Genomic DNA, 25,959 nt, shown 5'->3' on the forward strand with positions numbered 1-25,959 from the left:
TCGACAGTTCTTTAAGGTTGGGAGGCCTGACGCGCGTTCAAATCCGTCACGTCAGGCTATTCAGTCATTGCGATCGATTAGTCGACCTGAGCCACAAACAGCGTTTCGAACTTGCCGTCCTTATACTCAGTGACCACCATAGGAATACCAATCTGGCGCTTCTGTCCAAACGAAGTCATCCCGACATAGGTCAGCTTTGCATCGTCACCCTTCACAAAAGGATTTGGCGCTGAGAACGTATCCATGGTCTTCTTGAATTCTTCGACATTATCGATTGCTGCCGGATTAACCTTCATCGTTTCGACGATGTAATCGAGCGCATAAACCTTGGTATTGGACTCATCGTTATACTCGCCATAGGCCTTTGTATAACGATCAACGAATTCTTTCATCGTATCGGAAGCGATTTCCGGTGTAGATGCACCGCCGACGGAAATAAAGCCATTTGCCAGCTCGCCTGCACCTTCTTCAAGAACCTTGGCATCCTGTGCAGTTTCAGTGGAAATAAAACCTTCATATCCCAGTTCGCGTGCAGCACGGATCAAAAGCGGAGCGTTACCCGGTGCGACACCAGAAAGAACGAGCAGATCGGGCTTCTGCATGACAATCGGCGTCAGGACCGGCGTGAAATCGCGAGTATCGTTCTGATAAGCATCGCTTGTTGAAATCACTTCAAGGCCAAGTGCCTTTGCAGCTTCAATACCGCTATCGCGCTGGCTCAGTGGATCGGACTCATTGGCCGCCACGAACGCAACCCGCTTCACGCCTTTGTTTTCTTTGAGATACTTATAAATTGCCGGCCCGGACTGATAATTGGCGATCATGCCAAGAACGGCATTGGATGCCGGTGGTGTGTAAAGTTCTTTCGGGAAGGAATAAGGAAAGTAGATGATCCCTTTGGATTCAGCCACAGGACGAACAGCCGCCGCACCATCATCCACATTCGGGCCGACCACATAGTGGACGCCTTCCTGGGCCATCTTTTCCATGCCCGCAATCGCGCGCTTGGGGTCTTTCTGATCGTCAAATGTTACGATCTTGATCTTGTAGGTGTCGTCACCGATCTTCACGCCACCAAGTTCATTGAGCCAGTCGGCACGTACCTGCATTGAGCGGACGTTGGAAGTGCCCCAAGATGCAGCAGGGCCACTGGTTACACCGACAAAACCTATTTTGAGTTCTTTGTCTGCTGCTTGGGAGGCACTGGCGGACATGAGCGCAAAAATTGAAACAGCGCCCAGCGCCGCAGTTTTGATAACTGCGCGTCTGTTAAACATCTTTATTCCCCTTGTTTAAAGCACTCCTCTCTCGTTTGATGGAGAAGAGCATGAGGAATTGAACGCCACATCTGAAAAATTGTCAACAATATTAATTCTCATCATGAACAATACAGGGTCAGGGTGGCTACAATGAATATTAGTAATAGATCAAATAGTTTGTTTTTAAAGACTTACGCTGACTTCTGCGTGCAGAACAGTAAAACCTAACAGGCGTGTGATGCTATAAAAATGCCGACGCACTTGATATCTAAAAGGCATCAATGAGTCGTCGACTTAACCAAAGTTCAATCAGTTTTGCTCACTGAACGTCGTAATAGCTATTGAATGAAAACCGAATAGCGGTCACGTTTGCCACCCGTATTCAGTCAAAAGAGATGCCATGTCCGTCCAGCGCGCAAGTTTCTACATTCTTCTAGCTCTGGTCACTATAGCCTTCGCATGGCTGCTCATTCCATATTATTCAGCTGTTCTTTGGGGCGTAATCCTCGCACTTATCTTTTTTCCAGTGCAGCAACGCCTTGTTCGACTGTTGCGTGGTCGCAGGAACATCGCAGCTTTTCTGTCGGTACTTATGTGCATCTGCCTTGTCATCATCCCGACATTGCTGATTTTTGGATCGCTCGTTCAAGAAGGAAATTCCGTCTATCAGCGGCTGAGTACGCGTGAATTTGACCTAAACAGCTATATTACGCGCATATTAGCGGCGCTTCCCGATACACTGGAAGAATGGATGGTTCGCTTTGAGCTTGGCACTTTCGCAGAATGGCGCACGCGTATTACCGGCGGTATTCTGCAAGGCAGTCAGATTTTTGCGAGCCGCCTAGTAAGTTTCGGTCAAAACACGCTGCAGTTTTTCATCAGCTTTGGCATTATGATCTACCTGCTGTTTTTCCTGTTCCGCGATGGAGCGGAACTGGGTGAGAAAATCCGTCAGGCAATCCCTCTCAGCGAAGATTACAAGAACCAGTTTGTCGAGAAGTTTGCAGCCGTCATTCGTGCCACCGTCAAAGGTAACATTATTATCGCACTCGTTCAGGGAACGATTGGCGGTGTCACGTTTTGGCTTCTTGGTATCGAGGCCGCATTGCTGTGGGGTGTGATGATGACGATCTTCTCACTGCTCCCAGTTGTCGGGGCTTCCCTTGTGTGGGGACCTGCAGCCATATGGTTTGCCGTCAACGGTATGTGGGTCCAGACAATCATCTTGATACTGGTTGGTGTTTTGATAATTGGCCTGATCGATAATCTCTTGCGTCCGCCATTGGTTGGCAAAGGCACGCGTATGCCCGATTTTGTCGTGCTTATCTCGACGATCGGCGGCATTTCCCTGGTAGGGATCAATGGATTTGTCGTCGGACCGATGATTGCAGCAATGTTCATTGCTGCCTGGTCGCTTCTTGCTCAAGAGCAGAACACGGAAATCCCGCCTCAAACAGGCTCTGATTAAAAACTCACACAGTGCTGGGCTTAAAAGCAAGAACGCCCGCTGCACTGGGAGGAGGAGTGTGCAGCGGGCTGATCTGAAAAGCGCGACTGGGAGGAGGAGTGCCGCGCTTCGGGTTCAGTTTCTGGGAGGAGGAGTGAAACTGAACAAACCCAAAATAGGTGCGGGGCTTGCCACTTACAAGAGGCGATGCTGCAATGCTGTTATGCATTTACGAATAGCTAAAAAAAGAAACCGCCCCGCAGCGATATACGCGCTGGGGCGGCTCTATCCTCCTCCAAGTGGAGCCGACAATAACGGCACATAATCAAAAAGCAACCCCTTAATATCTAATCTCAATTTTCAGAAATTACTGAAATTATTGCATGTAAAACCAGCATTACTAAATAGCCATCAAGCTGTAACAACAGCCTCTTCATCAATCGTCATGTAATAAGAAATTTTTTAATAACTCTGTAAAAAATTACACGCCTAAGGCTCACGTCTTAACTTTAATTTGTCGTTAAGGTGTTAAATTCTTTAATCGATTAAAGCGCTGCAATGCTTCACATTTCACAACCGTACGCATAGCCATGGCCGCCAACATATAATTAAAGTTGACTCATTAAATCAGGATTAATATAGCCTCCCAATTAATATGAGTCTTTTTATCATCTTAATGACATGACGGTGAAAGCCAATATGGGGGTTGCAATGAAAATGAAGTCGAAGCGCGGCGGTTATTTGTTGGAAACAACGGTTTTAAGCGGGGCAATTGGTTTGAGTTTGTTGGCAGCGATGCCTGCTTTTGGACAAAATCTGGGACAAAACGCGACAGCTCAGAATCAGAAGACGACGGAAGAAGCCCAGCCAGCTCAAAAGAAAGAGCAAGCTCTTCAGCTAGACACGATCACTATTTCGCCGACAATCCAGAACCAGGCTGCGATTGATGCAATGGCCTCGACCAGTGTCATTACACAACAGCAACTCGATCGTATTCAGGCAACAACACCGGCCGACCTTTTCCGTTCGACACCGGGCGTACACGCATCTCTGAATGGCGATGATCCTGCAACATCCATTAATATTCGTGGCCTTCAGGAATATGGCCGGGTTGCGGTAACGATAGATGGTGCTCGTCAGGACTATTGGCGCGTTGGGCATGGCTCGGGTTCATTCTATATCGACCCTGAAATGCTAAAGCAGGTAACGGTCATTCGAGGACCGGTATCCAATGCCTATGGTTCTGGTGGCATTGGCGGTCTCGTTGCTTTCGAAACCAAGGATGCAGGCGATTTCCTGCGCGATGATGAAACATGGGCGCTCAGCGAAAAGCTACGCTATGAAAGCAACGGCAATGGCTGGATGACCAGCACCGTCGGCGCCTATCGCTTCAACCCGAATTTCGATGTCATCGGCAATATCAACTATCGCGACAGTGACGCCTATAAGAATGGTGACGGCGATGTCGTGCGCTGGACTGGCGAACGCGTTGTCAGCGGTCTTGGCAAGATCACCATCCGTCCTGCAGATGGGCATGAAATAAAGCTCGGTTTCCAGCGTCAAAAATATAATGACATCATGACCGGCAGCAGTGGTTCCACTTCGAGCACGCTATCGCGCTATAATGCCGAAACCATCGTCAGCACTTACACGGGTAATTACACTTATAAGCCGGACGACAACCCATTCTGGGATCTGTCGGTCAACGCCTATTACAGTGATACGGATAACGATCAATATCAGGTCTGGCCGAAAGCCAATATCGGCAAGACGCGTTATTATGATGTCTCGACGGCAGGTTTCCGCGCTTACAACAGCTCACGTTTTGAAACCGGCGCTATGAGCCATACGCTCACCTATGGCGTGGATTACTATAAGATGCGCGGTGAATCCGACACCGACAACTTCGGTAATGGTGAACAGCAGGCCTATGGCGGCGTTATTCAGTGGCAGGGCGATTATCAAAAGTGGCTCGAACTGATTGGCGCTCTGCGTTATGACGGATACCGCCTCGATGGCACGACCAAAGCGACGAATGTTCTGCCCTCGGAAGAGGTCAACGTCGACGGCAATCGCGTTTCACCACGCTTCAGCGTCGGTGTAACACCATGGGACGGCGTTCAGTTTTACGGTCTTTATTCCCAAGGTTATCGCGTTCCTCATATGCAGGATATGTTTAGGCAGAACGGCGCACATGGCTCGGGATATGAACCAAATCTGCTTCTCAAGCCCGAAGTCGCAACCTCTTACGAATTTGGCGTAAACTTGCGCCAAGACGGTATTCTGGATGCAGGCGATCAGGTTCGTGCCAAGCTCAATCTGTTCCACACAGACGTCAAGAACTACATCAACACTGTGAAAACCGGGAACGTAACAACATCTGAAAACGTCGGCGCTGCACGCTTGCAGGGTATTGAGCTGGAAGGCACTTATGACAATTGGTGGGGCTATGTGAACCTGGCTGCTTCTTACACGGATGCCGAAATGAAAGACGGCGTTTACAAAGGAGAAAGCCTGAGCAACACGCCGCTCAACAATTTCAGTGCAACGCTTGGCCTCAAGGCATTTGAAGAGAAGCTCGTTTATGGTGTCGAATATCAGAGCGTCGGCAAGGTCAATCGCGCACTGACAACAGGTGGCGTCAAGGTTTACCCGCGTGTCGATCTCGTTAATGCCTTTGCCAACTGGCAAGTCACCGACAATGTGAAGCTCGACTTCGGCGTCGATAACCTCTTCAACAAAGCCTATACCGACGCCCAGACTGGTTGGGCCACGAGTACGGATATTGAGCAGGCCAAGGGTCGAACCTTCAAGATCGCTATCACAGGTCGCATTGGCGGCTGATCATGGGGCAGGCGAGGCTAAAAATTGCTTCGTCTGCCAATCACTCATCTGAACGATAAAAGTTTTCCTGAATACTCAAGTTTATGATAGTGAGATTCCTGAAAACATAGATTGAGAAAAGCCGTGTCCAAGATGTCATCAGAACTGACCTCCAAGCTGACAAGCCATTCCCATATTCGCCTTCTGAAAGGCGAAGCCTATCTGCCGAACATCATTGATCGGCTCAACTCTTATCAGGCACAGTATAACAGTCACGAAAGCCGCCACGAGTTCACTTATGAATTCGGTCGGATCGAGATTGATGCCGCTGATAGCGGCTATCGCGTTTCCTTGCTTGCAGACGAAGACATCGGTCTGCATCGCCTTAAAGATCTCGCAGCCGTTGCCATCAAACTCTACACCAAGGAAGAAGCGCCGGAGATCGTTTGGCAAGGCGACCGTGCTGGTGAACAGGTTTTGCCGCAGTTCCGGTTGATGCGGGTAATTTCTACCAGTCTGTTGACGCCGCATATGCTGCGCGTGCGGCTAGCTGGTGAGGACTTGAAACGCTTTTCTCTCTTTGGGGCGATGCATATTCGTCTACTGCTTCCCACAGAAGAAGTGCCACAGCCGATCTGGCCCATCATGGGGCCAAATGGTTTGCCATTCTGGCCTGATGAACAACGCAGACCCGCTTCGCGCGCTTATACAATCCGGGCTCTTGATATTGACGCTGGGTGGCTTGAAATCGACTTCTATCTCCATGAAATAGAAGGCCTGGCCTGCAAATGGGCGAAAGGCGCGAAGATTGGCGATACGGTTGGTCTGATGGGGCCAGTCGGACGTCCATTGCGTCGTGCAAGCCGCTATCTCATGGGCGCAGATGCGACTGGCTTGCCTGCTATTGGTCGTATGCTTGAAGAGTTTTCCTCAGACGTAACAGGTCGCGTCATCATTGCCGTCGATAGCGAAAAAGACGTTCAGCCTCTGCAGCACCCAAAGGGCATTTCCGTCGATTGGGTTATCGATGCGGATCAAAAGCGTGCAGGCGAAACGCTGACGCAAATTTTGTGCGAAGCTGAGTGGCCCGAAGGACCAGACAGTTTTGGCTGGTTTGCGGGTGAGGCTGATCAGGCTAAGATTGTTCGCCAGCATTGGCGTCAGACGCTGGGTAAAAGCCGCGAGGAAACGCTCGTCGCTGGTTACTGGCACAAGGATGCGGTTGGTTTTATGGCTGGGTAGGCCGAAAAGGCCATTTCCCAAAAAATGCTGACCCAAGAAGTCATAATAGCCTTCCACTCACGATAGGAATGCGCTAGGCACCCTACTAATTGTGAATGGAAGGAGCCATGCCATGGCGGATTTGTTGAAGCGCTTCGGCACATATTATCGCCCGCATCGCGGGTTGTTCGTGCTGGATTTTTCGAGCGCCGTGGCAGCCGGTCTTTTGGAACTGGCCTTTCCAATTGCCGTGACTCTCTTCATCGATAGGCTTCTGCCTACTGGCCAGCTCGGCATTATTGCTCTGGCTGCCGTTGGGTTGCTTGCGATTTATGTCTTCAATGCCATTCTGCAAGTCATTGTGACCTATTGGGGTCACATGCTCGGCATCAAAATCGAAACCGAGATGCGTCGCAAGGCATTCGACCACCTGCAGAAGCTTTCATTTGGGTTCTTCGACAATCAAAAAACCGGACATTTGGTTGCCAGACTGACCAAGGATCTCGAAGAAATCGGGGAGGTCGCCCATCACGGGCCGGAAGATCTCTTTATCGCTATAATGACGCTCATCGGCGCCTTCTGCCTGATGATGTGGGTCCACGTCCCACTTGCACTTATAACAGCTGTGATCGTTCCGCTTTGCGCTTATGTGACGCTCCGTTATGGCGGACGGATGACCGCAACATGGCACGCGCTCTATCGTCGTGTTGGTGACTTCAATGCCCGTATTGAAGAAAATGTCGGTGGCATTCGTGTGGTTCAAGCCTTCACGAACGAAGACCATGAACGCAAGCTGTTTGCTGAAAGCAATGAAAACTATCAGAAGACCAAGCTTGCCGCCTATAAGATCATGGCTGCCTCGATGTCACTGTCTTATCTATCGATGCGCTTCGTGCAGGTTGTGGTCATGCTCGCCGGTGCATGGTTCGTTGTGCAAGGCGATCTAACGGCTGGCGGTTTTGTTGGTTTCCTCCTGTTGGTCAACGTGTTCTTCCGCCCGATCGACAAGATCAATTCGGTCATTGAAACCTATCCGAAAGGCATTGCAGGCTTTCAGCGATACATCCAGTTTCTCGATACCCGCCCGGATATTGCTGATCGTCCGACAGCAAAATCGGTTGCGCGCCTCAAAGGCGATATCGAATATCGCGATGTGAAGTTTGGCTATAATTCCGAACGCCCGATTTTTGATGGTCTGAACATGAGCATCAATGCCGGTGAAACCATTGCTTTTGTTGGCTCCTCTGGTGCAGGCAAGACGACGATATGTTCACTGCTGCCGCGATTTTATGAAGTGACCGGCGGGGCCATTCTCGTCGATGGCATTGACATTCGCGACATGACGCTGAAGTCGCTGCGCTCCAATATAGGCATTGTGAGCCAGGATGTGTTCCTGTTTGCGGGTACAATCCGCGAGAATATCGCCTATGGTCGCCTTGATGCGACGGATGAAGAAGTTGCCGATGCCGCTCGTCGCGCACGTCTCGACGCTGTAATTGCAGCTATGCCTGATGGCTACGATACGGTCATTGGCGAGCGCGGCGTCAAGCTCTCTGGCGGACAGAAACAGCGTTTGGCAATTGCGCGTATTTTCCTGCGCAATCCACCAATCCTGATCCTAGACGAAGCAACTTCAGCGCTGGATACGGAAACCGAACGTGCAATCCAGCAATCGCTTTCAGAGCTTTCAGTAGGCCGTACAACGCTTGTGATCGCACACCGCCTGGCGACTATCGTCAATGCTGATCGTATCATGGTTGTCGAAGGCGGTCAGATCGTAGAGCAGGGCAGTCATTCGGAACTGTTGTCGGTTAAGAATGGTCGTTACAAGCGTCTTCATGCGGTGCAGGCGGGTTCTACAAGCGATGGCATTCTTTCCGCGGCTGGATAAACCTGGGCCTTGATCCGTTACAATCCTCAAGGGCTTGCTCTCGACGTGAATAGACCTATTGTTTCCTGACCAACCAGTCTGGAAACAAGTCATGCCCGATATCAAGATCAAACGTATTTATGACGAACCGCAGCCGAATGATGGTTTTCGGATCTTGGTCGATCGCGTTTGGCCACGCGGGATGACAAAAGAAAAAGCTGCAATTGATCTTTGGGCCAAGGACTTAGCCCCGTCAACAGGGCTTCGAAAGTGGTTCGACCATGATATTGCCAAGTGGCCTGAGTTTCAGGAAAAATATCGCGGCGAGCTGAAAGCCAATCAAGCAGCAATTCAAGAAGCCCTCACGAAAGCCTCTGGTACACGCCTCACTTTGCTTTTTGGTGCGAAAGACGTCGAGCACAATCAGGCGGTCGTGTTACGTGACTTCCTAATGGAGCAATCCTGAATTGTTTTATTAGAAAAGAATCCTATCTATTTATAATAGCTTAAATAAATAACGCCCACGATGAATAAATCGTGGGCGCCTAAGTATATAAAACTCAACCTTTTTGGGGCTTATCCGACCTTTACCACTTGGTATGGACTTTGAGCAAAGCCTTACGGCCTTCGCCATAGCCACAAACATAAACGCCCTGGCAGCCAGCTACATAGTCTTTGTCGAAAAGATTTGTGACGTTGAGATCAATGCCCCAATTGTCCTTTTCATAGCCGAGCTTCAGGTCAGCCAAAGTCACGGCAGGAACCTTAAGCGTGTTCTGGGCATCGGCATAAGAAGAACCGACATAGCGAATACCGCCTCCAAGCTTGACGCCTTCAAGTACGCCTTCCGGAACTTTATATTCCACGAATACGGATGCCTGCTGTTCTGGCAGAAGATATGGGCGCTTGCCGATGAGCGATGTATCGTCGTCGTCTTTGACTGTCAGATCATAGGCCGTCAACGCACCCGTCAGCTTCCATGATTCATTGATATTGGCCTGTACCTCGAACTCAAAGCCGCGGGAGTTTACGCGTCCCAGCTGGCTCTTGTTACCGAATGGCCCGGTCACAACATTCTCTTTGGTGAGATCAAAGAATGACGCCGTGATGAGACCGTCGAAAAGTTCGGGGCGATATTTTACGCCTACTTCGTACTGAATACCGGTTTCAGGTTTGGCTGGCGTAATGACGATGTTCGGAGCATCGCCAATTCGATATAGCTCGTCCAGCACCGGGTTGAAGAATGATGAGACGCTAACATAGGGCGTGAGACCATTTTCAAACTCGTAGCCGATACCTGCGCGACCTGAGAAGCGATCATTATGGTCCTTGTAGTGCGGCAAGCCCTTCGCATTTGTCGTCACATAATCATAACGACCATTCAGCGTAACGATCCAGCCGTCACCAAATTCCATACGGTCCTGTGCATAGATACCAAACTGGTTCCGGCTCAGATCCTGATCGATATATGGATCGCGCATCGCAGGCTGCGTAGCGCCATATACCGGATCAAATGGGTTGATCAGCGTACCATCGCCCGACTGCTGCATCTGGTCGATACCAAAATAACGATACTCAGCACCAAACAGAAGATTGTGAGTCAAAGCGCCAGTTGTAACTGTACCTTCGAGCTGGTTGTCTGCCTGAAACGTATTGATTGTCGTGTCGTGCTTGAAATTGATGCGTGACACATATGGATTTCCAGGCGCAGGTTGCGCAAGGAAACCATCATATCCGAATGCGTAAAGGCTATGTTCCTTTACATGCGCATAGCCGTAACGAACGTTCTGGCGAACAGTCCAATCATTGTCGAACTGGTGTTCGAACTCATAACCGATTTGCACCTGCTCGCGGTTATAATCATCCAGACCCGGCTCAGTCAGATTGGTCTTGCGCGAAATCTTACCGAATTCAGTTGGAACAACGGTGCCATAATAGGGCAGGAAGCCACCGCCGTCATGTGTCAGATCAAGATGGCTATAGCTCGCCAAAATAGTAAGGCTGGTCGATTCATCCGGCTTGTATTGAATACTTGGCGAAATGACGCCCCGGAATTCCTTGGAGTAATCCGTGTAGTTGTCGCCGCCCTGAATCTTGCCGTTAATACGGTAATTAACGGTATCTGTTGCCTTATCGCCGACATCGAAGCCAAGGTAGCCATTGCCGTAGCTGTTAATGCCAGCCTCAAGATAACGAGTGCGCTCGCCATCAGGACGTTTGCTGATATAGTTGACGATACCGCCGGGGTTGGAGCCGCCATAGAGCGCCGAAGAAGCCCCCCGTAGAACTTCAATACGCTCAAGTCCGAAGTCATCGATCAGGAAGCCACCAAAGCCATAGCTAAAGTTCTGCAAACCATCGAGATAAGTGCCGTATTGAGTTGCTTCAAAACCGCGAATGTAAATCCAGTTTGTATCATTATCGACGCCAAACGGCTGCCCCATGACGCCAGCGGTATAACGCAGAGCTTCATCGATTTTCTGCGCGCCTGTCGCATTCATTTGATCACGACCAACAACTGCAACAGATTGCGGTATCTTTTCAATCGCAACACTATCTTTGGAGCCTGTGGTTGTGGCTTGGGGAACAAAGCCCTGAACAGGTGCAGTTCCATCGGAAGGCTTACCGTCGCCAGTCTGTACGACCACCGTATCGAGACGGATTGAAGTGTTGGCGTCCTGTGCCGCAGCAGGCATCAGCGAAAGCGGTAACACGGCTAGAGCCGTTCCGCTGGCAAGCAGCACCTTAAGCGTCAGCTTCATCGATCTCGTCATGTATTCAGCCCCTCAAATAATCTGGAGAGTGCTTGCTTCAAACGATTGGCTTTTTCGGATCGCAAGAAGCTGCTGGCACTATAATTGCGCCGATTGTTCGACGCAGCAAATTAATATGAGTGTTTACATCAGGATATGACGTGAAGATTGATCGTTATTACGCCAAATTGAATGATATTTCGCTAATATACTGGGGCCTATATCAGGCCTGCAAACGCAGCCAGGCTGCTGGCGTAGTCCCTGTCAACTTCTTGAATACGCGCGTAAAATGCGCCTGATCCGAAAACCCGGTAATCGTGGCTATATGCGGCAAAGATGCACGAGGCTGCAAAAGAAACCCCTGCGCACGCTCAATACGTCGCTTCATTTGCCATGCATGAGGGGAAATTCCGGTCGAAGCTTTGAATGCACTGCAGAAATAAGATTCTGAAAGCTCAGCTAGCGACGCGAGCTCCTGAAGTCGGATAATCCGGTGATAATTATCTTCGATGAAATCGGTCACGCGGCGCAACTGCCATGGTGACAGTTTGCTACTTCGCGATGGAACATCCCGGCGCACATCGAACAATTCGCTGACAAGCGCATTGATAAGACCTTCACCATAAAGATCGTGAAGGGGTGCGGGTGAAAGGCATTCATCCGCCAACAAGGATCCGATCTGCTCAATCTTTGAGTTTGAGAAGAGCAGACGAGGGCGCTCCAAATTACTTTTACTCAGCGCACCTCCAAGCCGTTGTTGAAGGACAGTCGTATCGAGATGCAGGTCGAGATGTCGTAGTTTTCCGGGTCGCGTGACACGGCTCCAGATCGTCATTCCTGCCGGGATATAGCAAAGTCGCAGCTGTTCGGTGTTCTGCACGATGGTGCGATCATTTTGCTCAGGCCGGATCGCAAGTTCCCCACGACTTTCAAGCACCAGAAAAAGCCGTGGCGCCTGTGAGACATACTCGCCTCGCGCTCCAGGACCACATTCGACCGTCCACACATCCGCAATCGCGCCATTCCAGACACGATAATGAAGATCGTCCAGCAAACGGACATCCTCAATGCGGCTTGTCATATGCGGATGGAACCCCAATAGCATTTTCCTGATTAAGCAATTTTAATATGTATATCTTCGTCAGGTTTTGCTATCAACCGGCGAAATGCTGCTTAAATGCAGAGCTGCTATCCGAAAACGGGATAAATTGATGACTTCCGCATTGTTTGAACTTGAGAATGTCAGCTTCGCAGTACCAGGGCGCACTTTGCTGCAGCCCCTGACAATGTCGATCCAAGCGGCAAGCCTAACAGCGCTCATTGGTCATAACGGATCGGGCAAGTCCACCTTGCTGAAAATTCTCGCGCGACAGCATCCGGCATCAGGCGGGACTGTGCGCTTTGCAGGCAAGCCATTGAATGAGTGGGGCGACCGTGAGTTTGCTCGCAAGCTCGCCTATCTGCCTCAGCAAACAGCTGCGGCATCCGGTATGCTGGTAAAAGAGTTGGTAGCGCTTGGTCGATACCCATGGCATGGCGCTCTTGGTCGCTTCGGAGCTGTTGACCGCCAGAAGGTTGAAGAAGCCATCGAGCTCACAGGCATCGCTCCTTTCACCGACCGTATGGTCGATACGCTTTCAGGGGGCGAACGGCAGCGCGTATGGCTTGCCATGCTGGTTGCACAAGATGCCGAATGCCTGCTGCTCGACGAGCCGACATCAGCTTTGGATATCGCGCATCAGATTGAAGTGCTTTCACTTGTGCAGAAATTATCGCACGAGAAAAAACTAAGTGTGTTTGTTGTCCTTCACGACGTCAACATGGCTTCCCGCTTCTGTGACGCGGTGTTTGCGCTGCATAGCGGTCGTCTTATCGCGCAGTCGACGCCAACCGGTATTATGGTGCCAGAACAGCTCGAAGAGATTTACGGCATTCCGATGGATGTCATGCGCCATGCATCGACAGGACATTTGATTGCCGCACCGCGATAATAAGCTAAATATTCAAGCTTCGGACTTGTAGTCTGAGCGGTTTATCCCGTGCCGTTGCATCTTGTCATAGAATGTTTTGCGAGGAATACCGAGAGATTCCAGTGTCTGCTGAATATCGCCATTATGCGCTGCGAGGGTCTCACGGATCAGCGAAGCTTCGTAACGCTCAAGCCGCTTTGGCAGCGTGGCTTGATCGTCTGGAACAGGGACTGTCTTCGCAGGTGTCGTGACACCAAGAGAAAATCGCTCGGCAAAATGCACGAGTTCTCGAACATTGCCGGGCCAGTTGTGTTCCATCAAATGGCGATGTGTAGCGGCATCGAGAGCTGGAATGTCTCGATTAAAACGTCGAGCTGCGCGCGCCAAAAAATGTGAGAAGAGCAGGGGAATATCTTCACGCCGTTCCCGTAGAGGTGGGATCGTCAGCGTAACCACGTTCAGCCGATAATAAAGGTCTTCGCGAAAATCACCCCGTTCCTGAGGATCGCCGAGATCGATTTTTGCAGCCGCCACAACACGAAGATCGACCGGACGGATTTCATTCGTGCCAAGCGGCGTGATCTCACGCATTTCCAGAACACGCAGAAGTTTCACCTGAGTTGCCGCAGGCATACTTTCGATTTCATCAAGAAAGAGAGTGCCACCACTCGCGTGTTCGATGCGTCCGACGCGCTTTTTCTGCGCTCCAGTGAAAGCTCCTGCCTCATGACCGAACAACTCGCTTTCAATGACAGTTTCGGGCAAAGCACCACAATTAAGCGCAACGAAGTTGCCTTTTTTTCGGCGGCCCCAATCATGCAGCAACTGAGCGACGACTTCTTTGCCGCTGCCGGTTTCTCCTGCAATGAGCACATCGACATCCGTATCAGCGATATCTCGGATCGTGCGGCGCAGATTTTCAATTGCCGGCGTCTGACCGATCAGAGGCATGTCGTGCTGTGCTTCATCCGCCAAATGGCGCAGGCTGCGATTTTCCAGAACAAGCTTTCGGCGCTCGCCCGCACGCAATACACTATGAACCAGTCTGTCAGTTGCGAAAGGCTTGGCGATAAAGTCGTAAGCACCATCCTGAATAGCCCGGACGGCCATTGGAATGTCGCCATGACCAGTAATCAGGATAACCGGCAAATCGGCGTCGATTTCGCGGATTCGGGCGAAAAGCTCCAATCCGTCGATCTGCGGCATACGCACATCTGTAACGATCACGCCTTCAAATGAAGAGTTGATTGCATTCAGCGCCTCGCTGGCGCTGCCAAAATCCAGCACTTCATAGCCCGCCAGCTCCAATGTTTGTCTGGTTGCACGGCGTAGTGCTTTGTCGTCATCGACAAGTATGACCGAAATATTCATCATGCTTTCTTGAATTCCACACGGAATAGAGTGCCATTTGCACTGCTTTTTACTGAAATCTTGCCGCCATAGTCGGTTAGAATTTCCTTGGCGATCACCAGTCCAAGCCCAAGGCCTCTTTCCTTGGATGTGTTGAATGGCGTGAATAGATTATCGAGAATATGCTGCGGAATGCCCGGGCCATTATCCGAAACCGTCAGTACAACACTCTTCGAAAGAGCTTTTGTGCGGACTTCTATGTGACCGTCATTCCCTTTGCTTTCAACTGCTTCCAACGCATTCTGAAACAGATTTATGAGAACTTGCTCAAGTCTGATTGAATGACCGAAAACACAAAGATCGGGCGCGGGGAGCTCGATATCCAGCTGATCCATGCTGCCTGCAAAGCGACTGCGCAAAAGAACAAGTGCGCCTGAAATCACCTGAGCTAGCGGCACTGGTTCTGAAGCACGATGTCCTTTACGTGCAAAGGCACAAAGATCACCGGTGATCGCACCAATACGTTCGGTCAGAGCGGCGATTTCAGCAAGGTTTTCCGCCGCATCATCCAGTCGCTTGCGATCAAGAAACGTCCGTGCATTATCGGCATAAGCGCGGATTGTCGCGACGGGCTGGTTGATCTCATGTGCAACGCCAGCCGCAACTTGTCCCATGATTGCCAAGCGGTTTGCATGTACCAGATCCTGCTGTACGCCTTGCAACATGCCTTCGGTTTTATGGTGTTCGTTTATCTCGGACTCCAGTCGGTCGCGCGCTGAAATGAGATCAAGCGTTCGCTCCGCTACACGTTGCTCGAGTTCAATTTGTCGACGTTGCGCATCGGCAATACGTGCAACAACACGCTGACGGCGGCGCAGCAGAATACCGGCCACGGTAGCAATACTTGCCAAGATAATGAAAGCGATAAGGCGTGCCTCACGTATTGCAGCTTCCACAGGCTGCCTGATCGGTGCGAGGCTATACATGAGCCAAGGCGTGCTTGGAACATGCGAGCGGATTGCCAGAAAATCTGTGCTCCGAGCCGACCCCGGCAGAATTGCATCAACCAGCACCATATCGTCTCCCGCCACAGGCTTTAGCGAAAGCGGCAGAGGCTTAAGAGGCGCATCACCAAACTGTAGACTGTTGCGAATGGTTTCAACTGTTTGAGGCTGAAGTTCACCAATGGTCATAAACCGCCATGAGGGCATGGTGGTGATCAGTACTATATTTCGATTATCTGTAACGAAAGTCGGACGGCCAGTTTCATTCCAATCGCTTTCCAGCTGATCGAAGGACAGTTTCACCACGACAACACCAAGTGGTCCATTTGGCCCATCGACACGGCGCGAAATATAAAGGCCAGGCCGCAGGCTGACATTACCAAGCGCAAAATATTCGGCGTTTGTGTTTTTCAATGCGTCATTGAAATAAGGCCTGAACTTATAATCGTTGCCGACAAAACTGTCCGGCTCGCGCCAGTTACTGGCGGAGATTGCATAGCCATGAAGTCCAACAAGATAGATGACCGCCGCTTGTGTGCCTTCAGCGAGCGCTTCCAGCTTACGGTTGAGCTGATCGATAGCCACCGCACTCGGCATTGCAAGCGCGTCGGCTAGCTCCTTGTCTTTGGAAAGGACCAGAGGTAGTGCGCGTTGCTTCTCAAGAACGGTTCGGAGGAGGGCCGTATTCAGATTTGCATCGATCCGGGTCTGCTCACCCAGTGAAAGCAAAGCACGATCACGCGCAGCATCGCCGACAACCCAGAAAGCCAGTGCAAAAATAGCAGCACAAATCGCGCCAAATATCCACCATGTCCGGCGATTATTGGCGGGCAGCGAAATTGCTTCAATTGTAGAAACCGATGCTTCATTCATGAAATCGATTGTGCATTAATCCGCACCGCATGAAAAGTAATATGTGCGATAATTCGCACAAACAGAAGAAAAAGACTCCCAACTAATTACTATTATATAATTATTTCAATAGCTTAATTCTAATAACAAAAACTGGCACGCAGCTTGCAATCATGATGTCAACAGCAGCGGGAGCTGTTGAACGACAGACTAGTGGCTCGGGAGGCTGGATGAGATCCGGGCTGAGCCGAACGGAGGACATCATGATCGCTGTACCGTCAGGCGCTGTGGCCGAGCCACGCCGCCCAATCCCTTTTTACAAGCACCTCTATGTGCAGGTTCTGGTAGCCATTGCTGCCGGTATTCTTCTTGGTCATTTTTATCCGGAGCTTGGCACGCAGCTAAAGCCACTGGGTGACGCTTTCATCAAGCTGGTGAAGATGATCATTGCCCCGGTAATCTTCCTGACCGTCGCGACCGGCATTGCCGGCATGACTGACATGAAGAAGGTGGGGCGCGTGGCCGGTAAGGCCATGATCTACTTCCTGACTTTTTCGACGCTTGCGTTGATCATTGGCCTTATCGTTGCCAATGTTGTGCAGCCGGGCGCAGGAATGCACATCGATCCTTCGTCGCTCGATCCGAAGGCAGTTGCAAACTACGCCGAAAAAGCTCACGAACAGACGATTACCGGCTTTCTGAGCAACATCATCCCAACCACCATCGTTGGCGCCTTCGCGTCTGGCGATATCCTTCAGGTTCTTTTCTTCTCGGTCCTGTTTGGTATTTCGCTCGCCATGGTTGGCGATAAAGGCAAGCCAGTCACCGACTTCCTACAGATGCTCACAGCACCTGTCTTCAAGCTGGTTTCGATCCTGATGAAGGCGGCTCCGATTGGTGCGTTCGGCGCCATGGCTTTCACCATCGGCAAATATGGTATCGGCTCGATTGCCAATCTGGCCTTGCTGATCGCGACGTTCTACATCACAGCTTTGCTATTCGTTCTGATCGTGCTTGGCGCGGTTGCACGCTATAACGGCTTCTCAATCCTGGCACTTATTCGCTACATCAAAGAAGAGCTCCTGCTGGTGCTTGGCACTTCATCGTCAGAAGCTGCTCTGCCAAGCCTCATGGACAAGATGGAAAAAGCGGGCTGTAAGCGCTCGGTCGTGGGCCTTGTCATTCCAACTGGCTATTCGTTCAACCTTGATGGCACGAATATCTACATGACGCTTGCTGCACTGTTCATCGCACAGGCAACGGATATTCCGCTTTCGCTCACTGATCAGATCCTGCTGCTTCTCGTGGCAATGCTTAGCTCGAAGGGCGCTGCTGGTATCACCGGTGCAGGCTTCATCACGCTTGCTGCAACGCTTTCGGTTGTTCCGGCAGTACCGGTTGCTGGTATGGCGCTGATCCTCGGCATTGATCGCTTCATGTCGGAATGCCGTGCACTGACCAATCTCGTCGGCAATGCCGTTGCAACCATCGTTGTGGCGCGTTGGGAAAACGAACTCGACACCGACATGTTGGCAGCAGCAATGAAGGGCGATGTGATCGACGTTCAGGGCACACCGGTTCTCGAAGCGGCGGAATAATTGGGCTGATCTTCTTTCTCAGGCAACCGGAACGGCCCGCTTTTGGCGGGCCGTTTTGTTTATTTGTTATCTTCGGCAGCTTTGCCCTGAGTAATCAGGCGCGCACTGTGCTGCCCGGATATAAATGTCCAGAGCCAACTCCAGGCAACGGCTGCGCGACTACGCGTGCCGATCAGGAAGAAGATATGGGCGATGCCCCATACCCACCAGGCAATTGCGCCTTTAAGCTTGATCCGCCCCATATCAACCACGGCAGCACCTCGACCAATAGTCGCGAGATTGCCCTGATGACGATAACGAAACGGCGCTGGAGCCGCACTACTTGAAACGCGACTGCGAATAACCTTTGCAATATAAGCGCCTTGCTGTTTTGCGGCAGGCGCAATACCCGGCACAGGCTTTCCGTCAGGTCCTTCAACCCAGGCTGTATCGCCAATCGCAAAGATGTTTTCGTGTCCCGGCACCGTAAGATCGGAAAGCACGCGAACGCGGCCCGCGCGATCGCTTTCCGCTCCGAGCCATGAAGCTGCAGGCGATGCAGCGACACCAGCAGCCCAGATAGCGGTTTTGCAGGGAATAAACTCTTCGCCAACGGTCACGCCATCTTCCGTGATCTCCTTGACAGGTACGCCGAGACGCACTTCCACGCCGATCTTCTGAAGGGCGTTTTGTGCGTAAGTCGATAAGTCTTCTGGAAATGCAGCCAGAATGCGTGGCCCTGCCTCCACCAGCAGCACACGCGCCTCACGCGTATCGATATTGCGGAACTCGGGCCACATTGTCTGCTTGGCCAGCTCTGCGATAATACCTGCCAGCTCCACGCCAGTTGGTCCCCCACCAACTACCGAGAAAGTAAGCAGTGCCTGCCGTCTCTCTGGATCTGTTTCGCGCTCTGCGCGTTCAAAAGCCAGAAGCAAGCGGCGGCGAATGGTCGTAGCGTCCTCCAACGCCTTAAGACCGGGTGCCAGCTTTTCCCATTGATCATTGCCGAAATAAGCGTGCCGTGCGCCAGTGGCCAGGACGAGCGTGTCATAATCAATCTTCGTGCCGTCTTCGAGCCGCACCTGCTTTGCGGATGCATCGACGCCCACGACAGTGCCAAGCAATGTCGTCACTTCCTTACGATCGCGGAAAAGATGGCGAATTGGCCAGGCTATTTCCGATGTCGCAAGGATTGTTGTTGCAACTTGATAAAGCAGCGGCTGAAAAAGATGATGATTGCGTTGATCGACAAGGGTTATGCGAACATTGGCACCTTTGAGATCATGAATTAATTGCAGGCCTCCGAAGCCTGCACCAACGACGAGGATATGGGCGGTATCCGGTCCGTTCATTGAAGTTATACCACCTGAGGTTGGCGTGAACCCGAGTCACGCTTTTCGTACGATAGTTGCACTTCGCAAACTAACGTTATCAGGCAGATGGTAAAGAGCCTAACGGCAAAGTGACATTAATTCTTGACGAAATAATTCAAGATTATTGCCGGAGAACGTGCTTTCGAGTTTTGCATGAGCCGATGTCCAAATAGGAACAGCTGATGCAAGAACCGTTTGTCCTTCAGATGTAAGCAAAAGAAGGCGTTGGCGGCGATCGTCGGGATTTACGACAATCTCCACCCAGCCATTGCGCTGCAAAGGCTTCAATGCTGCGGTGAGGGTGGTTTGATCCATAGCCAATAGTTCAGCCACCGGCTTCATAGGCGGCGGGCTGGGACGATTTAATGCCATTAGAAGCGAAAACTGACCATTATTGAGACCAGAAGGGCGAAGTTCCTCGTCAAAATAACGGGCAAGCGCACGGGCTGCACGCTGAACATGCAAACAAAGACAGGTATCACGCACAAGAAGCGTGGTTTCAAACGGAACGGCGCGACTATCTGGCATTACTTAGTAATGTTGATATCAATCTATTTCGTCAAGCCAGTTAGTAAGCCACGTCATCAACGGGCATCCCGAAAAGTGTGAAACAGTTTTCGGACAGAGATGCGCGTTAAACAGATGCCTAGAGCTCCGATCTGATCCAATCGGATCAATGTTCCAACATTCGAAGCTTTCAGGCGCAATCTGAATTACCGCTTAGAAATCATCACCATGATGCATGTGACGAAGGTAAGCGAAAGCAGTTCCGGCCAGAACCGGCAGAATGACAAGCGCCATCCAAAATATAATGTTGCTCATTTTTCCCTCCCTTTTACCAACAGTTTACCATACCAGGCGGATAAAAGAAAAACGCGTAATGCGACGGCTTGTTCCGCGCATGTATAAAGACAGTTCTTTTCGTCTTGGAGACGCTCTTTAAACCGGAGCAACTTTGCGCGTTAAATTGTTAGAATAAAATTCCATCACAGCCGAGTTACAAGCATTCAAACACTATTGCCAGGACGCAGGAGTTTGAGTAGAAGTAGCGTCACATCAAGAGTTGGGGCGACGCCCAACGCCAACCTGCCTTTCCGGGCAAGGTGGTACTTCCTAAAATGGAAGGATGTGGCCAACCGGCAAATATACGGATCAAGCCACACGCGTCCGCTCTGACATAACGAAGGACTGACGCGACATGCCTATTAAAATTCCTGACGATCTGCCCGCAACCAGTGTTCTCGAAGCCGAGGGCGTTATGGTCATGCGTGAGGCAGATGCTATCCGTCAGGATATCAGGCCGCTGAAAATCGGCCTTCTCAATCTCATGCCAAACAAGGTCACGACAGAGACGCAGATTGCGCGTCTTCTGGGTTCAACTCCATTGCAGCTGGAATTGACGCTTGTTCGTATCACCAATCACGTAGCGCGCCATACGCCTGCAGATCACATGCTTTCTTTCTATCGACCTTGGGAAGAGGTGCGGGACGAACGTTTCGACGGCTTTGTGATCACCGGTGCGCCAGTCGAGCGTATGCCGTTTGAAGAAGTCACATATTGGGACGAAATGCAGCGTGTCTTCGACTGGACACAGACCCATGTTCATCGGTCGCTCAATATCTGCTGGGCGGCACAGGCGGCTGTGCATCATTTCCATGGCATGAGCAAATATGACCTGCCCGGTAAAGCGTCAGGTGTTTACAGCCAACAAAACCTTGCTCCAGCATCGCCTTACCTGCGCGGATTTTCAGACGACTTTGCAATTCCTGTTTCTCGTTGGACGGAAGTGCGCAAAGACGACATCCCGGTAGATAGCAATCTGAAGGTTCTCGTCGATAGCCCTGAAAGCGGTCTTTGCTTGCTGGAAGACCCCAAGCACCGCGCGCTTCATATGTTCAATCACGTCGAATACGATACGACGTCGCTTGCTGATGAATATTTCCGGGATATCCAGCTGCAACCAGATACACCCGTACCAGCCAACTATTTCCCAAGCGACGATGCAAGCCGCAAACCACAGAACTGCTGGCGGGGCCATGCACATCTACTTTTCGGGAACTGGATCAATGAGATGTATCAATCGACGCCGTATGATCTGGCAAAGATCGGCAAGCCGGATTGAGCTTGCTGAGCATCAATAAATCACTATAAAAACAAGATATTATAGCGCTAATCTAATTTATTAGATTAGCGCTCTCTCAACTTCAACTCTAGAAATCAGCTTGCGAAGCGTCCGATCCACTGGTGCCACTGATCTTCACTTCCGTGGAAGACATTCAGATCGATCTTACCGTTTACACCCTGCGACAATCCTGAGCCGGAATACTGCCAGAAGACCCAGCGACGGCCCGGATAGACCTTGGATGGATGTTGCGCGACAGCACGCAGCCAGAACGGATAATCGGTAAACGCACCCTTCAAATTATCATCGTAAAAATCTGGTGCGGTGTAGATAACCGGACGCTTGCCATAATGGCGCTCAAGCGCATCCATGAAAACCTGCATCTTTTCACGAACCTGAGCAGGCGATGGACGACGCTTGCAAGACGAGTCGCCGTTCCATTCAACGTCGATAACCGGCGGCAGCGCATCTGGATCAACCGGCACGTTCCGAATGAACCAATCAGCCTGCTGACTGGCTACGCGGCACCAATAGAAGAAGTGATACGCACCACGCTTCAGGCCTGCGGCCTTGGCATCACGCCAGTTCTTGCGGAACATTGGATCGAGATGATCGCCGCCATCGGTCGCTTTGATATAGGCAAAATTCGCACCGTTCTGTCGCAACGTTGCCCAGTCAATGTCTCCCTGCCAACGCGAAACATCTACACCATGCACTGCATGCCTGCGTGGCGAAACACTACCGAAGTTGATCGGCTTCGCATCGCGGAAGCGCTGGCTGTAGACCTTATTGCGCGTTTGCCGATCAAGGCGAACAGGTGGATAAGCCGCGACTTCCGGCTTGGGAACCGAGATTGGAGCCACCACACGCTGCTCTGGACGCTGCGTCAATGGTGCAGGCGGCTCGTTTTTAAATGGGCCCGCATCAGGAACCGGACCAGCCCAGGCAAGAACTTCTTCCTGCGGTGCGGATGGCATCGATTGCGGGGCTCTCGCCATTTCTGTCAAAGGTGCAGAAGGCCTGACAACCGAGCTGGTCAGCTCTGCAGATGGCTGCGGCATGATACTGTCGATGCCGGAACTAGACGTGCAACCCGCCAAAGCGGTGCAGGCAAGGGCAATTGCTGACACAACCGAAAAACGCATGATACCCGTACACAAAACTCAGGCGCTCTACAGCCAAACCAAAACTGGTTGCAGAAATGCCATCAACCAACACCCGCAACGCTCCTCCCGAGCTATTTGCTAACCAAAGATTACCGCCAAAAGCTGAATCCAAAGTTTACGAAATGCTTAAACGGGCCGGGGTGAAAATGATTTCTGTGTTTTTGCGCTGATAATTTTTGCGAACTGTGTCAGGCACGCTTCGCTGGAAGATCGAAGTCCTGCGGAAAGAACTGTTCCGCATAAGGCTTAGGCTTAACGCTCTCAATCTGAAGCATCAGCTCGGCGATCTTTTCGGGGCTCGAAATACCGCATTCATAGATTTGGATAATTTCGCGCGACATCTCATCCTTTTGCGGAGAGGTGATCGGGCAGCGTCCGAGAACTTCACACGTCTTTAGATAGGCCGCCTGCAACTGTTCGAGCTCAGCGGGCTTGAAACGCTTAAAATAATAATCTCTCGAAAACGGCATATTGTTTCATTCGCAGTCTGGTCGTGATTGACCGGATTTCATAACCTGTGACGATACTTTTCAAGGCATGTCTTTAGTAAAACTGAACACTTTACTATCATACTTAGGGATAGTTTACATTCAGTAACTGGTTTCAACTGCGCATAAGTTCTACTCGCGCTGCGATTGCAGCAATTTTTTCTGGATCATGTTCACCAGATTCATATGTCCTGATGATCGCACGGGCGAGTTCGTTTTTCGCCTCATGGGTTGTCGGGCAGCGGTCTAACATGGCACAGCTGCGGTTATAGGCGGCTTGCAGAACTTGCAAGTCCTCAGGCGTGAACGTTCCGCGATATTGGCTGCCTCGAAATGGCATTTTTGCTCTCCCCAACTTTTTGATTGAAGCTCGAATTTAAGAGGAAAGCAACTGCATTTTGATGACGAGGTGATATACCAGCTTTGGAAGGCTAGCGGCCAGCTTCAAACCTTCACAAGACAAGGCGTGGTCGCTATAAACTTAAGTAAAAGCTCAATTAAAAGGATAAGATAGTGAAAATCGGCGTCGTTACAGTCTCAGACCGTGCAAGCCGCGGCGAATACGAAGATTTGAGCGGTCCTGCTATCGAAAACTGGCTAAAAAGCGCGATTGTAACGCCTTACGAAATTGATAAACGCGTCATTCCGGATGGTATGGAATCCGTGCGTGATACGCTTATCGATCTCGTCGATAATGTTGGGTGCGATTTGATCCTGACAACAGGCGGAACTGGCCCAAGCCCGCGCGATGAAACACCGGAGGCGATGAAGGCTGTTCTGCATAAGGAACTGCCGGGTTTTGGTGAACAAATGCGTCGTGCAAGTCTTGAGCAGACGCCGACAGCCGTTCTTTCGCGCCAGACGGCAGGAAGCCGTGGCAAAAGCTTCATTCTCAATCTGCCGGGGAAGCCAGTCTCGATCGCTATGACACTGCAGGCCGTGTTCCCTGCCATTCCTTATTGTCTCGATCTTATTGGTGCAGGGCGTATCGAAACCGATCCAGCTGTCGTCAAAGCACATCGTCCCGGTTGAAGCTCGCGGATTATCGCGAGCATTTAATCCGCTGTCGCGACGCAATTGCGCAACCCAGCTTTGCGCTTTTGCATAAATTGCACACTTGCATTTCCCTGATTTGAAGCCGACTATTGGTGAAAAAGAAGGGGAATTAAGTGAAGCCATTTGATGAGATGCTCAACCATGGCGGGAGTGTTCGCCAACCTTATGAATTTCTCAAGCAGTGGCTAGACCAGCAGGATCAGCACAAACTTCTGCAAAAAACACATGATGCGGAAAGCGTTTTTCGAAAAACCGGCATCACCTTTGCGGTCTATGGTGATCAGGACGCTGCGGAACGGCTTATTCCGTTCGATATTATTCCGCGTATCATTTCCGGTCAGGAATGGCGAAGGCTATCGCAAGGCATCGAACAGCGCGTGATGGCGCTCAACGCTTTTCTTGATGATATTTATCATCGTCAGGAAATAGTCCGGGCAGGGCGCATTCCAAAGGAACTCATCACCAATAATGAGGCATTCCTGCCCGAAATGATTGGATTTCGTCCGCCGGGCAATGTCTACACGCATATTATCGGTGTTGATATCGTGCGGACGGCTGAAAACCAGTTTTACGTGCTGGAAGACAATGCGCGCACGCCTTCCGGCGTTTCCTACATGTTGGAAAACCGCGAAACCATGATGCAGCTTTTTCCGGAGCTGTTTCAGAATGTGAAAGTTCGCCCGGTCGAGAACTATCCGCAACTGCTGCGTCAGTCATTGGCAAGCGTTGCACCACCCGGAACGCAAGGGGTGCCGACTGTCGCAGTTCTCACGCCGGGCATCTACAATTCAGCCTATTTCGAACATGCGTTTCTGGCTGACCAGATGGGCGTCGAACTGGTCGAGGGTAGCGACCTGCGCGTTGTGGATGGTCGTGTCGCGATGCGAACGACAAAGGGCTATCGCACCATTGATGTGCTTTACAGGCGCGTTGATGACGATTTTCTTGATCCGTTGACATTCCGTCCAGACTCAACGCTCGGCGTTGCGGGCATCATGGATGTCTACCGTGCTGGCAATATAACGATTGCCAATGCGCCGGGCACAGGAATTGCCGATGACAAGGCCATCTATTCCTACATGCCGGAAATTGTCGAGTTCTACACCGGCCGCAAGGCAATCCTCGAGAATGTGCCGACATGGCGCTGTTCGGAACCCGATAGTCTTGCCTATGTGCTCGATAATCTGGCCGATCTGGTGGTCAAGGAAGTGCATGGCTCAGGCGGCTACGGAATGCTGGTTGGGCCTGCCGCGACCAAAGCCGAGCGCGATGCGTTTGCTCAAAAACTCAAAGCACGTCCACGCAACTATATCGCACAGCCAACATTGGCACTCTCAACAACGCCAATCTTTACCGAAAGCGGCCTTGCGCCACGTCACGTCGATTTGCGTCCTTTCGTTCTCGTGTCAGATCGTATCCGGATCACGCCGGGCGGATTGACACGGGTGGCGCTCAAGGAAGGTTCGCTTGTTGTGAATTCCAGCCAGGGTGGCGGCACCAAGGATACTTGGGTACTCGACGATTAAAACACATAACACGCAGCAACTGACACGAAGATCAGAGCGTGAAAAGGGGAATGATTTTATGCTTCTTGGCCGTACGGCAAATGGGCTTTACTGGATGTT

The 25,959-nt window shown here is 51.0% G+C and carries 20 protein-coding genes and 1 riboswitch; of the genes, 10 read left to right on the forward strand and 10 right to left on the reverse strand.

Annotated features, from left to right (window positions below; genetic code table 11):
• Positions 1-77: 77 nt before the first annotated feature.
• Positions 78-1,277, reverse strand: a complete 1,200-nt coding sequence (locus tag CEV34_RS24230) for an ABC transporter substrate-binding protein (protein WP_094544718.1) — start codon at positions 1,275-1,277, stop codon at positions 78-80.
• Positions 1,278-1,659: 382 nt separating this feature from the next.
• On the opposite strand from CEV34_RS24230, the gene CEV34_RS24235 reads away from it, so the two are divergent.
• The 5 genes from CEV34_RS24235 (at position 1,660) to CEV34_RS24255 (ending at position 9,086) form a co-directional block, all read left to right on the forward strand.
• Complete coding sequence (locus CEV34_RS24235) at positions 1,660-2,727, forward strand: AI-2E family transporter (RefSeq protein ID WP_007879280.1); 1,068 nt, start codon at positions 1,660-1,662, stop codon at positions 2,725-2,727.
• A 690-nt stretch (positions 2,728-3,417) separates the two neighbouring features.
• Complete coding sequence (locus CEV34_RS24240) at positions 3,418-5,550, forward strand: TonB-dependent hemoglobin/transferrin/lactoferrin family receptor (RefSeq protein ID WP_235819175.1); 2,133 nt, start codon at positions 3,418-3,420, stop codon at positions 5,548-5,550.
• Positions 5,551-5,682: 132 nt separating this feature from the next.
• A complete protein-coding gene (locus tag CEV34_RS24245) occupies positions 5,683-6,771 on the forward strand; it encodes a siderophore-interacting protein (protein WP_007879267.1) in 1,089 nt (362 codons plus the stop codon).
• Positions 6,772-6,883: 112 nt separating this feature from the next.
• Positions 6,884-8,641, forward strand: coding sequence for an ABC transporter ATP-binding protein (locus tag CEV34_RS24250; protein WP_007879265.1), 1,758 nt, complete (start codon positions 6,884-6,886; stop codon positions 8,639-8,641).
• Positions 8,642-8,732: 91 nt separating this feature from the next.
• Positions 8,733-9,086 (forward strand): DUF488 domain-containing protein, encoded by a 354-nt coding sequence (locus tag CEV34_RS24255; protein WP_007879264.1) that lies wholly within the window; start codon positions 8,733-8,735, stop codon positions 9,084-9,086.
• Positions 9,087-9,207: 121 nt separating this feature from the next.
• Here CEV34_RS24255 and CEV34_RS24260 read toward each other — a convergent pair whose 3' ends face one another.
• Positions 9,208-11,394, reverse strand: a complete 2,187-nt coding sequence (locus CEV34_RS24260) for a TonB-dependent siderophore receptor (protein ID WP_039860808.1) — start codon at positions 11,392-11,394, stop codon at positions 9,208-9,210.
• A 202-nt stretch (positions 11,395-11,596) separates the two neighbouring features.
• The gene (locus CEV34_RS24265; RefSeq protein ID WP_235819176.1) at positions 11,597-12,454 is read right to left on the reverse strand and encodes a helix-turn-helix transcriptional regulator; all 858 of its coding nucleotides are present in this window, start codon (positions 12,452-12,454) and stop codon (positions 11,597-11,599) included.
• Between the two features lie 130 nt (positions 12,455-12,584).
• Here CEV34_RS24265 and CEV34_RS24270 point away from each other — a divergent pair, with 130 nt between their 5' ends.
• Positions 12,585-13,364 carry an ATP-binding cassette domain-containing protein gene (locus tag CEV34_RS24270; RefSeq protein ID WP_094544720.1) on the forward strand — a complete coding sequence of 260 codons (780 nt, stop codon included), beginning with the start codon at positions 12,585-12,587 and terminating at the stop codon, positions 13,362-13,364.
• A gap of 12 nt (positions 13,365-13,376) precedes the next feature.
• Here CEV34_RS24270 and CEV34_RS24275 read toward each other — a convergent pair whose 3' ends face one another.
• Both CEV34_RS24275 and CEV34_RS24280 read right to left on the reverse strand, forming a co-directional pair.
• Positions 13,377-14,717 (reverse strand): sigma-54-dependent transcriptional regulator, encoded by a 1,341-nt coding sequence (locus CEV34_RS24275; protein ID WP_007879251.1) that lies wholly within the window; start codon positions 14,715-14,717, stop codon positions 13,377-13,379.
• Positions 14,714-16,570 carry a sensor histidine kinase gene (locus CEV34_RS24280; RefSeq protein WP_094544721.1) on the reverse strand — a complete coding sequence of 619 codons (1,857 nt, stop codon included), beginning with the start codon at positions 16,568-16,570 and terminating at the stop codon, positions 14,714-14,716. Before CEV34_RS24280 ends, CEV34_RS24275 begins: the two co-directional genes overlap by 4 nt.
• 242 nt (positions 16,571-16,812) lie before the next feature.
• Here CEV34_RS24280 and CEV34_RS24285 point away from each other — a divergent pair, with 242 nt between their 5' ends.
• Complete coding sequence (locus CEV34_RS24285; protein WP_094544722.1) at positions 16,813-18,147, forward strand: dicarboxylate/amino acid:cation symporter; 1,335 nt, start codon at positions 16,813-16,815, stop codon at positions 18,145-18,147.
• A 59-nt stretch (positions 18,148-18,206) separates the two neighbouring features.
• On the opposite strand, the gene CEV34_RS24290 is transcribed toward CEV34_RS24285, so the two are convergent.
• Both CEV34_RS24290 and CEV34_RS24295 read right to left on the reverse strand, forming a co-directional pair.
• Positions 18,207-19,481 (reverse strand): NAD(P)/FAD-dependent oxidoreductase, encoded by a 1,275-nt coding sequence (locus tag CEV34_RS24290; RefSeq protein ID WP_094544723.1) that lies wholly within the window; start codon positions 19,479-19,481, stop codon positions 18,207-18,209.
• 99 nt (positions 19,482-19,580) lie between these two features.
• The gene (locus CEV34_RS24295) at positions 19,581-20,030 is read right to left on the reverse strand and encodes a MarR family winged helix-turn-helix transcriptional regulator (RefSeq protein WP_007879241.1); all 450 of its coding nucleotides are present in this window, start codon (positions 20,028-20,030) and stop codon (positions 19,581-19,583) included.
• Positions 20,031-20,550: 520 nt separating this feature from the next.
• A riboswitch (SAM-I-IV-variant riboswitch) is annotated at positions 20,551-20,659 on the forward strand.
• Between the two features lie 41 nt (positions 20,660-20,700).
• Between CEV34_RS24295 and CEV34_RS24300 the strand changes: the two genes are divergently transcribed.
• Complete coding sequence (locus CEV34_RS24300; protein WP_007879233.1) at positions 20,701-21,624, forward strand: homoserine O-succinyltransferase; 924 nt, start codon at positions 20,701-20,703, stop codon at positions 21,622-21,624.
• Positions 21,625-21,719: 95 nt separating this feature from the next.
• On the opposite strand, the gene CEV34_RS24305 is transcribed toward CEV34_RS24300, so the two are convergent.
• The 3 genes from CEV34_RS24305 to CEV34_RS24315 form a co-directional block, all read right to left on the reverse strand.
• A complete protein-coding gene (locus tag CEV34_RS24305; RefSeq protein ID WP_007879232.1) occupies positions 21,720-22,769 on the reverse strand; it encodes a GH25 family lysozyme in 1,050 nt (349 codons plus the stop codon).
• A 209-nt stretch (positions 22,770-22,978) separates the two neighbouring features.
• Positions 22,979-23,260, reverse strand: a complete 282-nt coding sequence (locus tag CEV34_RS24310) for a hypothetical protein (protein ID WP_007879219.1) — start codon at positions 23,258-23,260, stop codon at positions 22,979-22,981.
• A gap of 133 nt (positions 23,261-23,393) precedes the next feature.
• Positions 23,394-23,618, reverse strand: coding sequence for a hypothetical protein (locus CEV34_RS24315; protein ID WP_007879218.1), 225 nt, complete (start codon positions 23,616-23,618; stop codon positions 23,394-23,396).
• 173 nt (positions 23,619-23,791) lie between these two features.
• Between CEV34_RS24315 and mog the strand changes: the two genes are divergently transcribed.
• Together mog and CEV34_RS24325 are read left to right on the forward strand one after the other, a co-directional pair.
• A complete protein-coding gene (gene mog / locus CEV34_RS24320; protein ID WP_007879217.1) occupies positions 23,792-24,310 on the forward strand; it encodes a molybdopterin adenylyltransferase in 519 nt (172 codons plus the stop codon).
• A gap of 137 nt (positions 24,311-24,447) precedes the next feature.
• Positions 24,448-25,860, forward strand: a complete 1,413-nt coding sequence (locus CEV34_RS24325; RefSeq protein WP_079213816.1) for a circularly permuted type 2 ATP-grasp protein — start codon at positions 24,448-24,450, stop codon at positions 25,858-25,860.
• Positions 25,861-25,959 lie beyond the last annotated feature (99 nt).

Source organism: Brucella pseudogrignonensis (assembly GCF_002252525.1).
GTDB classification, from domain to species: Bacteria; Pseudomonadota; Alphaproteobacteria; order Rhizobiales; family Rhizobiaceae; genus Brucella; species Brucella pseudogrignonensis.

Excerpts from the sequence above, each read along its gene's own strand:
- CEV34_RS24235 (WP_007879280.1), top strand. The coding sequence starts at position 1,660 with ATGTCCGTCCAGCGCGCAAGTTTCTACATTCTTCTAGCTCTGGTCACT.
- CEV34_RS24305 (WP_007879232.1), bottom strand. The coding sequence starts at position 22,769 with ATGCGTTTTTCGGTTGTGTCAGCAATTGCCCTTGCCTGCACCGCTTTG.
- CEV34_RS24285 (WP_094544722.1), top strand. The coding sequence starts at position 16,813 with ATGATCGCTGTACCGTCAGGCGCTGTGGCCGAGCCACGCCGCCCAATC.
- CEV34_RS24310 (WP_007879219.1), bottom strand. The coding sequence starts at position 23,260 with ATGCCGTTTTCGAGAGATTATTATTTTAAGCGTTTCAAGCCCGCTGAG.
- CEV34_RS24250 (WP_007879265.1), top strand. The coding sequence starts at position 6,884 with ATGGCGGATTTGTTGAAGCGCTTCGGCACATATTATCGCCCGCATCGC.
- CEV34_RS24295 (WP_007879241.1), bottom strand. The coding sequence starts at position 20,030 with ATGCCAGATAGTCGCGCCGTTCCGTTTGAAACCACGCTTCTTGTGCGT.
- CEV34_RS24245 (WP_007879267.1), top strand. The coding sequence starts at position 5,683 with ATGTCATCAGAACTGACCTCCAAGCTGACAAGCCATTCCCATATTCGC.
- CEV34_RS24290 (WP_094544723.1), bottom strand. The coding sequence starts at position 19,481 with ATGAACGGACCGGATACCGCCCATATCCTCGTCGTTGGTGCAGGCTTC.
- CEV34_RS24230 (WP_094544718.1), bottom strand. The coding sequence starts at position 1,277 with ATGTTTAACAGACGCGCAGTTATCAAAACTGCGGCGCTGGGCGCTGTT.
- CEV34_RS24260 (WP_039860808.1), bottom strand. The coding sequence starts at position 11,394 with ATGACGAGATCGATGAAGCTGACGCTTAAGGTGCTGCTTGCCAGCGGA.
- CEV34_RS24255 (WP_007879264.1), top strand. The coding sequence starts at position 8,733 with ATGCCCGATATCAAGATCAAACGTATTTATGACGAACCGCAGCCGAAT.
- CEV34_RS24265 (WP_235819176.1), bottom strand. The coding sequence starts at position 12,454 with ATGACAAGCCGCATTGAGGATGTCCGTTTGCTGGACGATCTTCATTAT.
- CEV34_RS24300 (WP_007879233.1), top strand. The coding sequence starts at position 20,701 with ATGCCTATTAAAATTCCTGACGATCTGCCCGCAACCAGTGTTCTCGAA.
- CEV34_RS24270 (WP_094544720.1), top strand. The coding sequence starts at position 12,585 with ATGACTTCCGCATTGTTTGAACTTGAGAATGTCAGCTTCGCAGTACCA.
- CEV34_RS24275 (WP_007879251.1), bottom strand. The coding sequence starts at position 14,717 with ATGATGAATATTTCGGTCATACTTGTCGATGACGACAAAGCACTACGC.
- CEV34_RS24240 (WP_235819175.1), top strand. The coding sequence starts at position 3,418 with ATGAAAATGAAGTCGAAGCGCGGCGGTTATTTGTTGGAAACAACGGTT.
- CEV34_RS24280 (WP_094544721.1), bottom strand. The coding sequence starts at position 16,570 with ATGAATGAAGCATCGGTTTCTACAATTGAAGCAATTTCGCTGCCCGCC.
- CEV34_RS24315 (WP_007879218.1), bottom strand. The coding sequence starts at position 23,618 with ATGCCATTTCGAGGCAGCCAATATCGCGGAACGTTCACGCCTGAGGAC.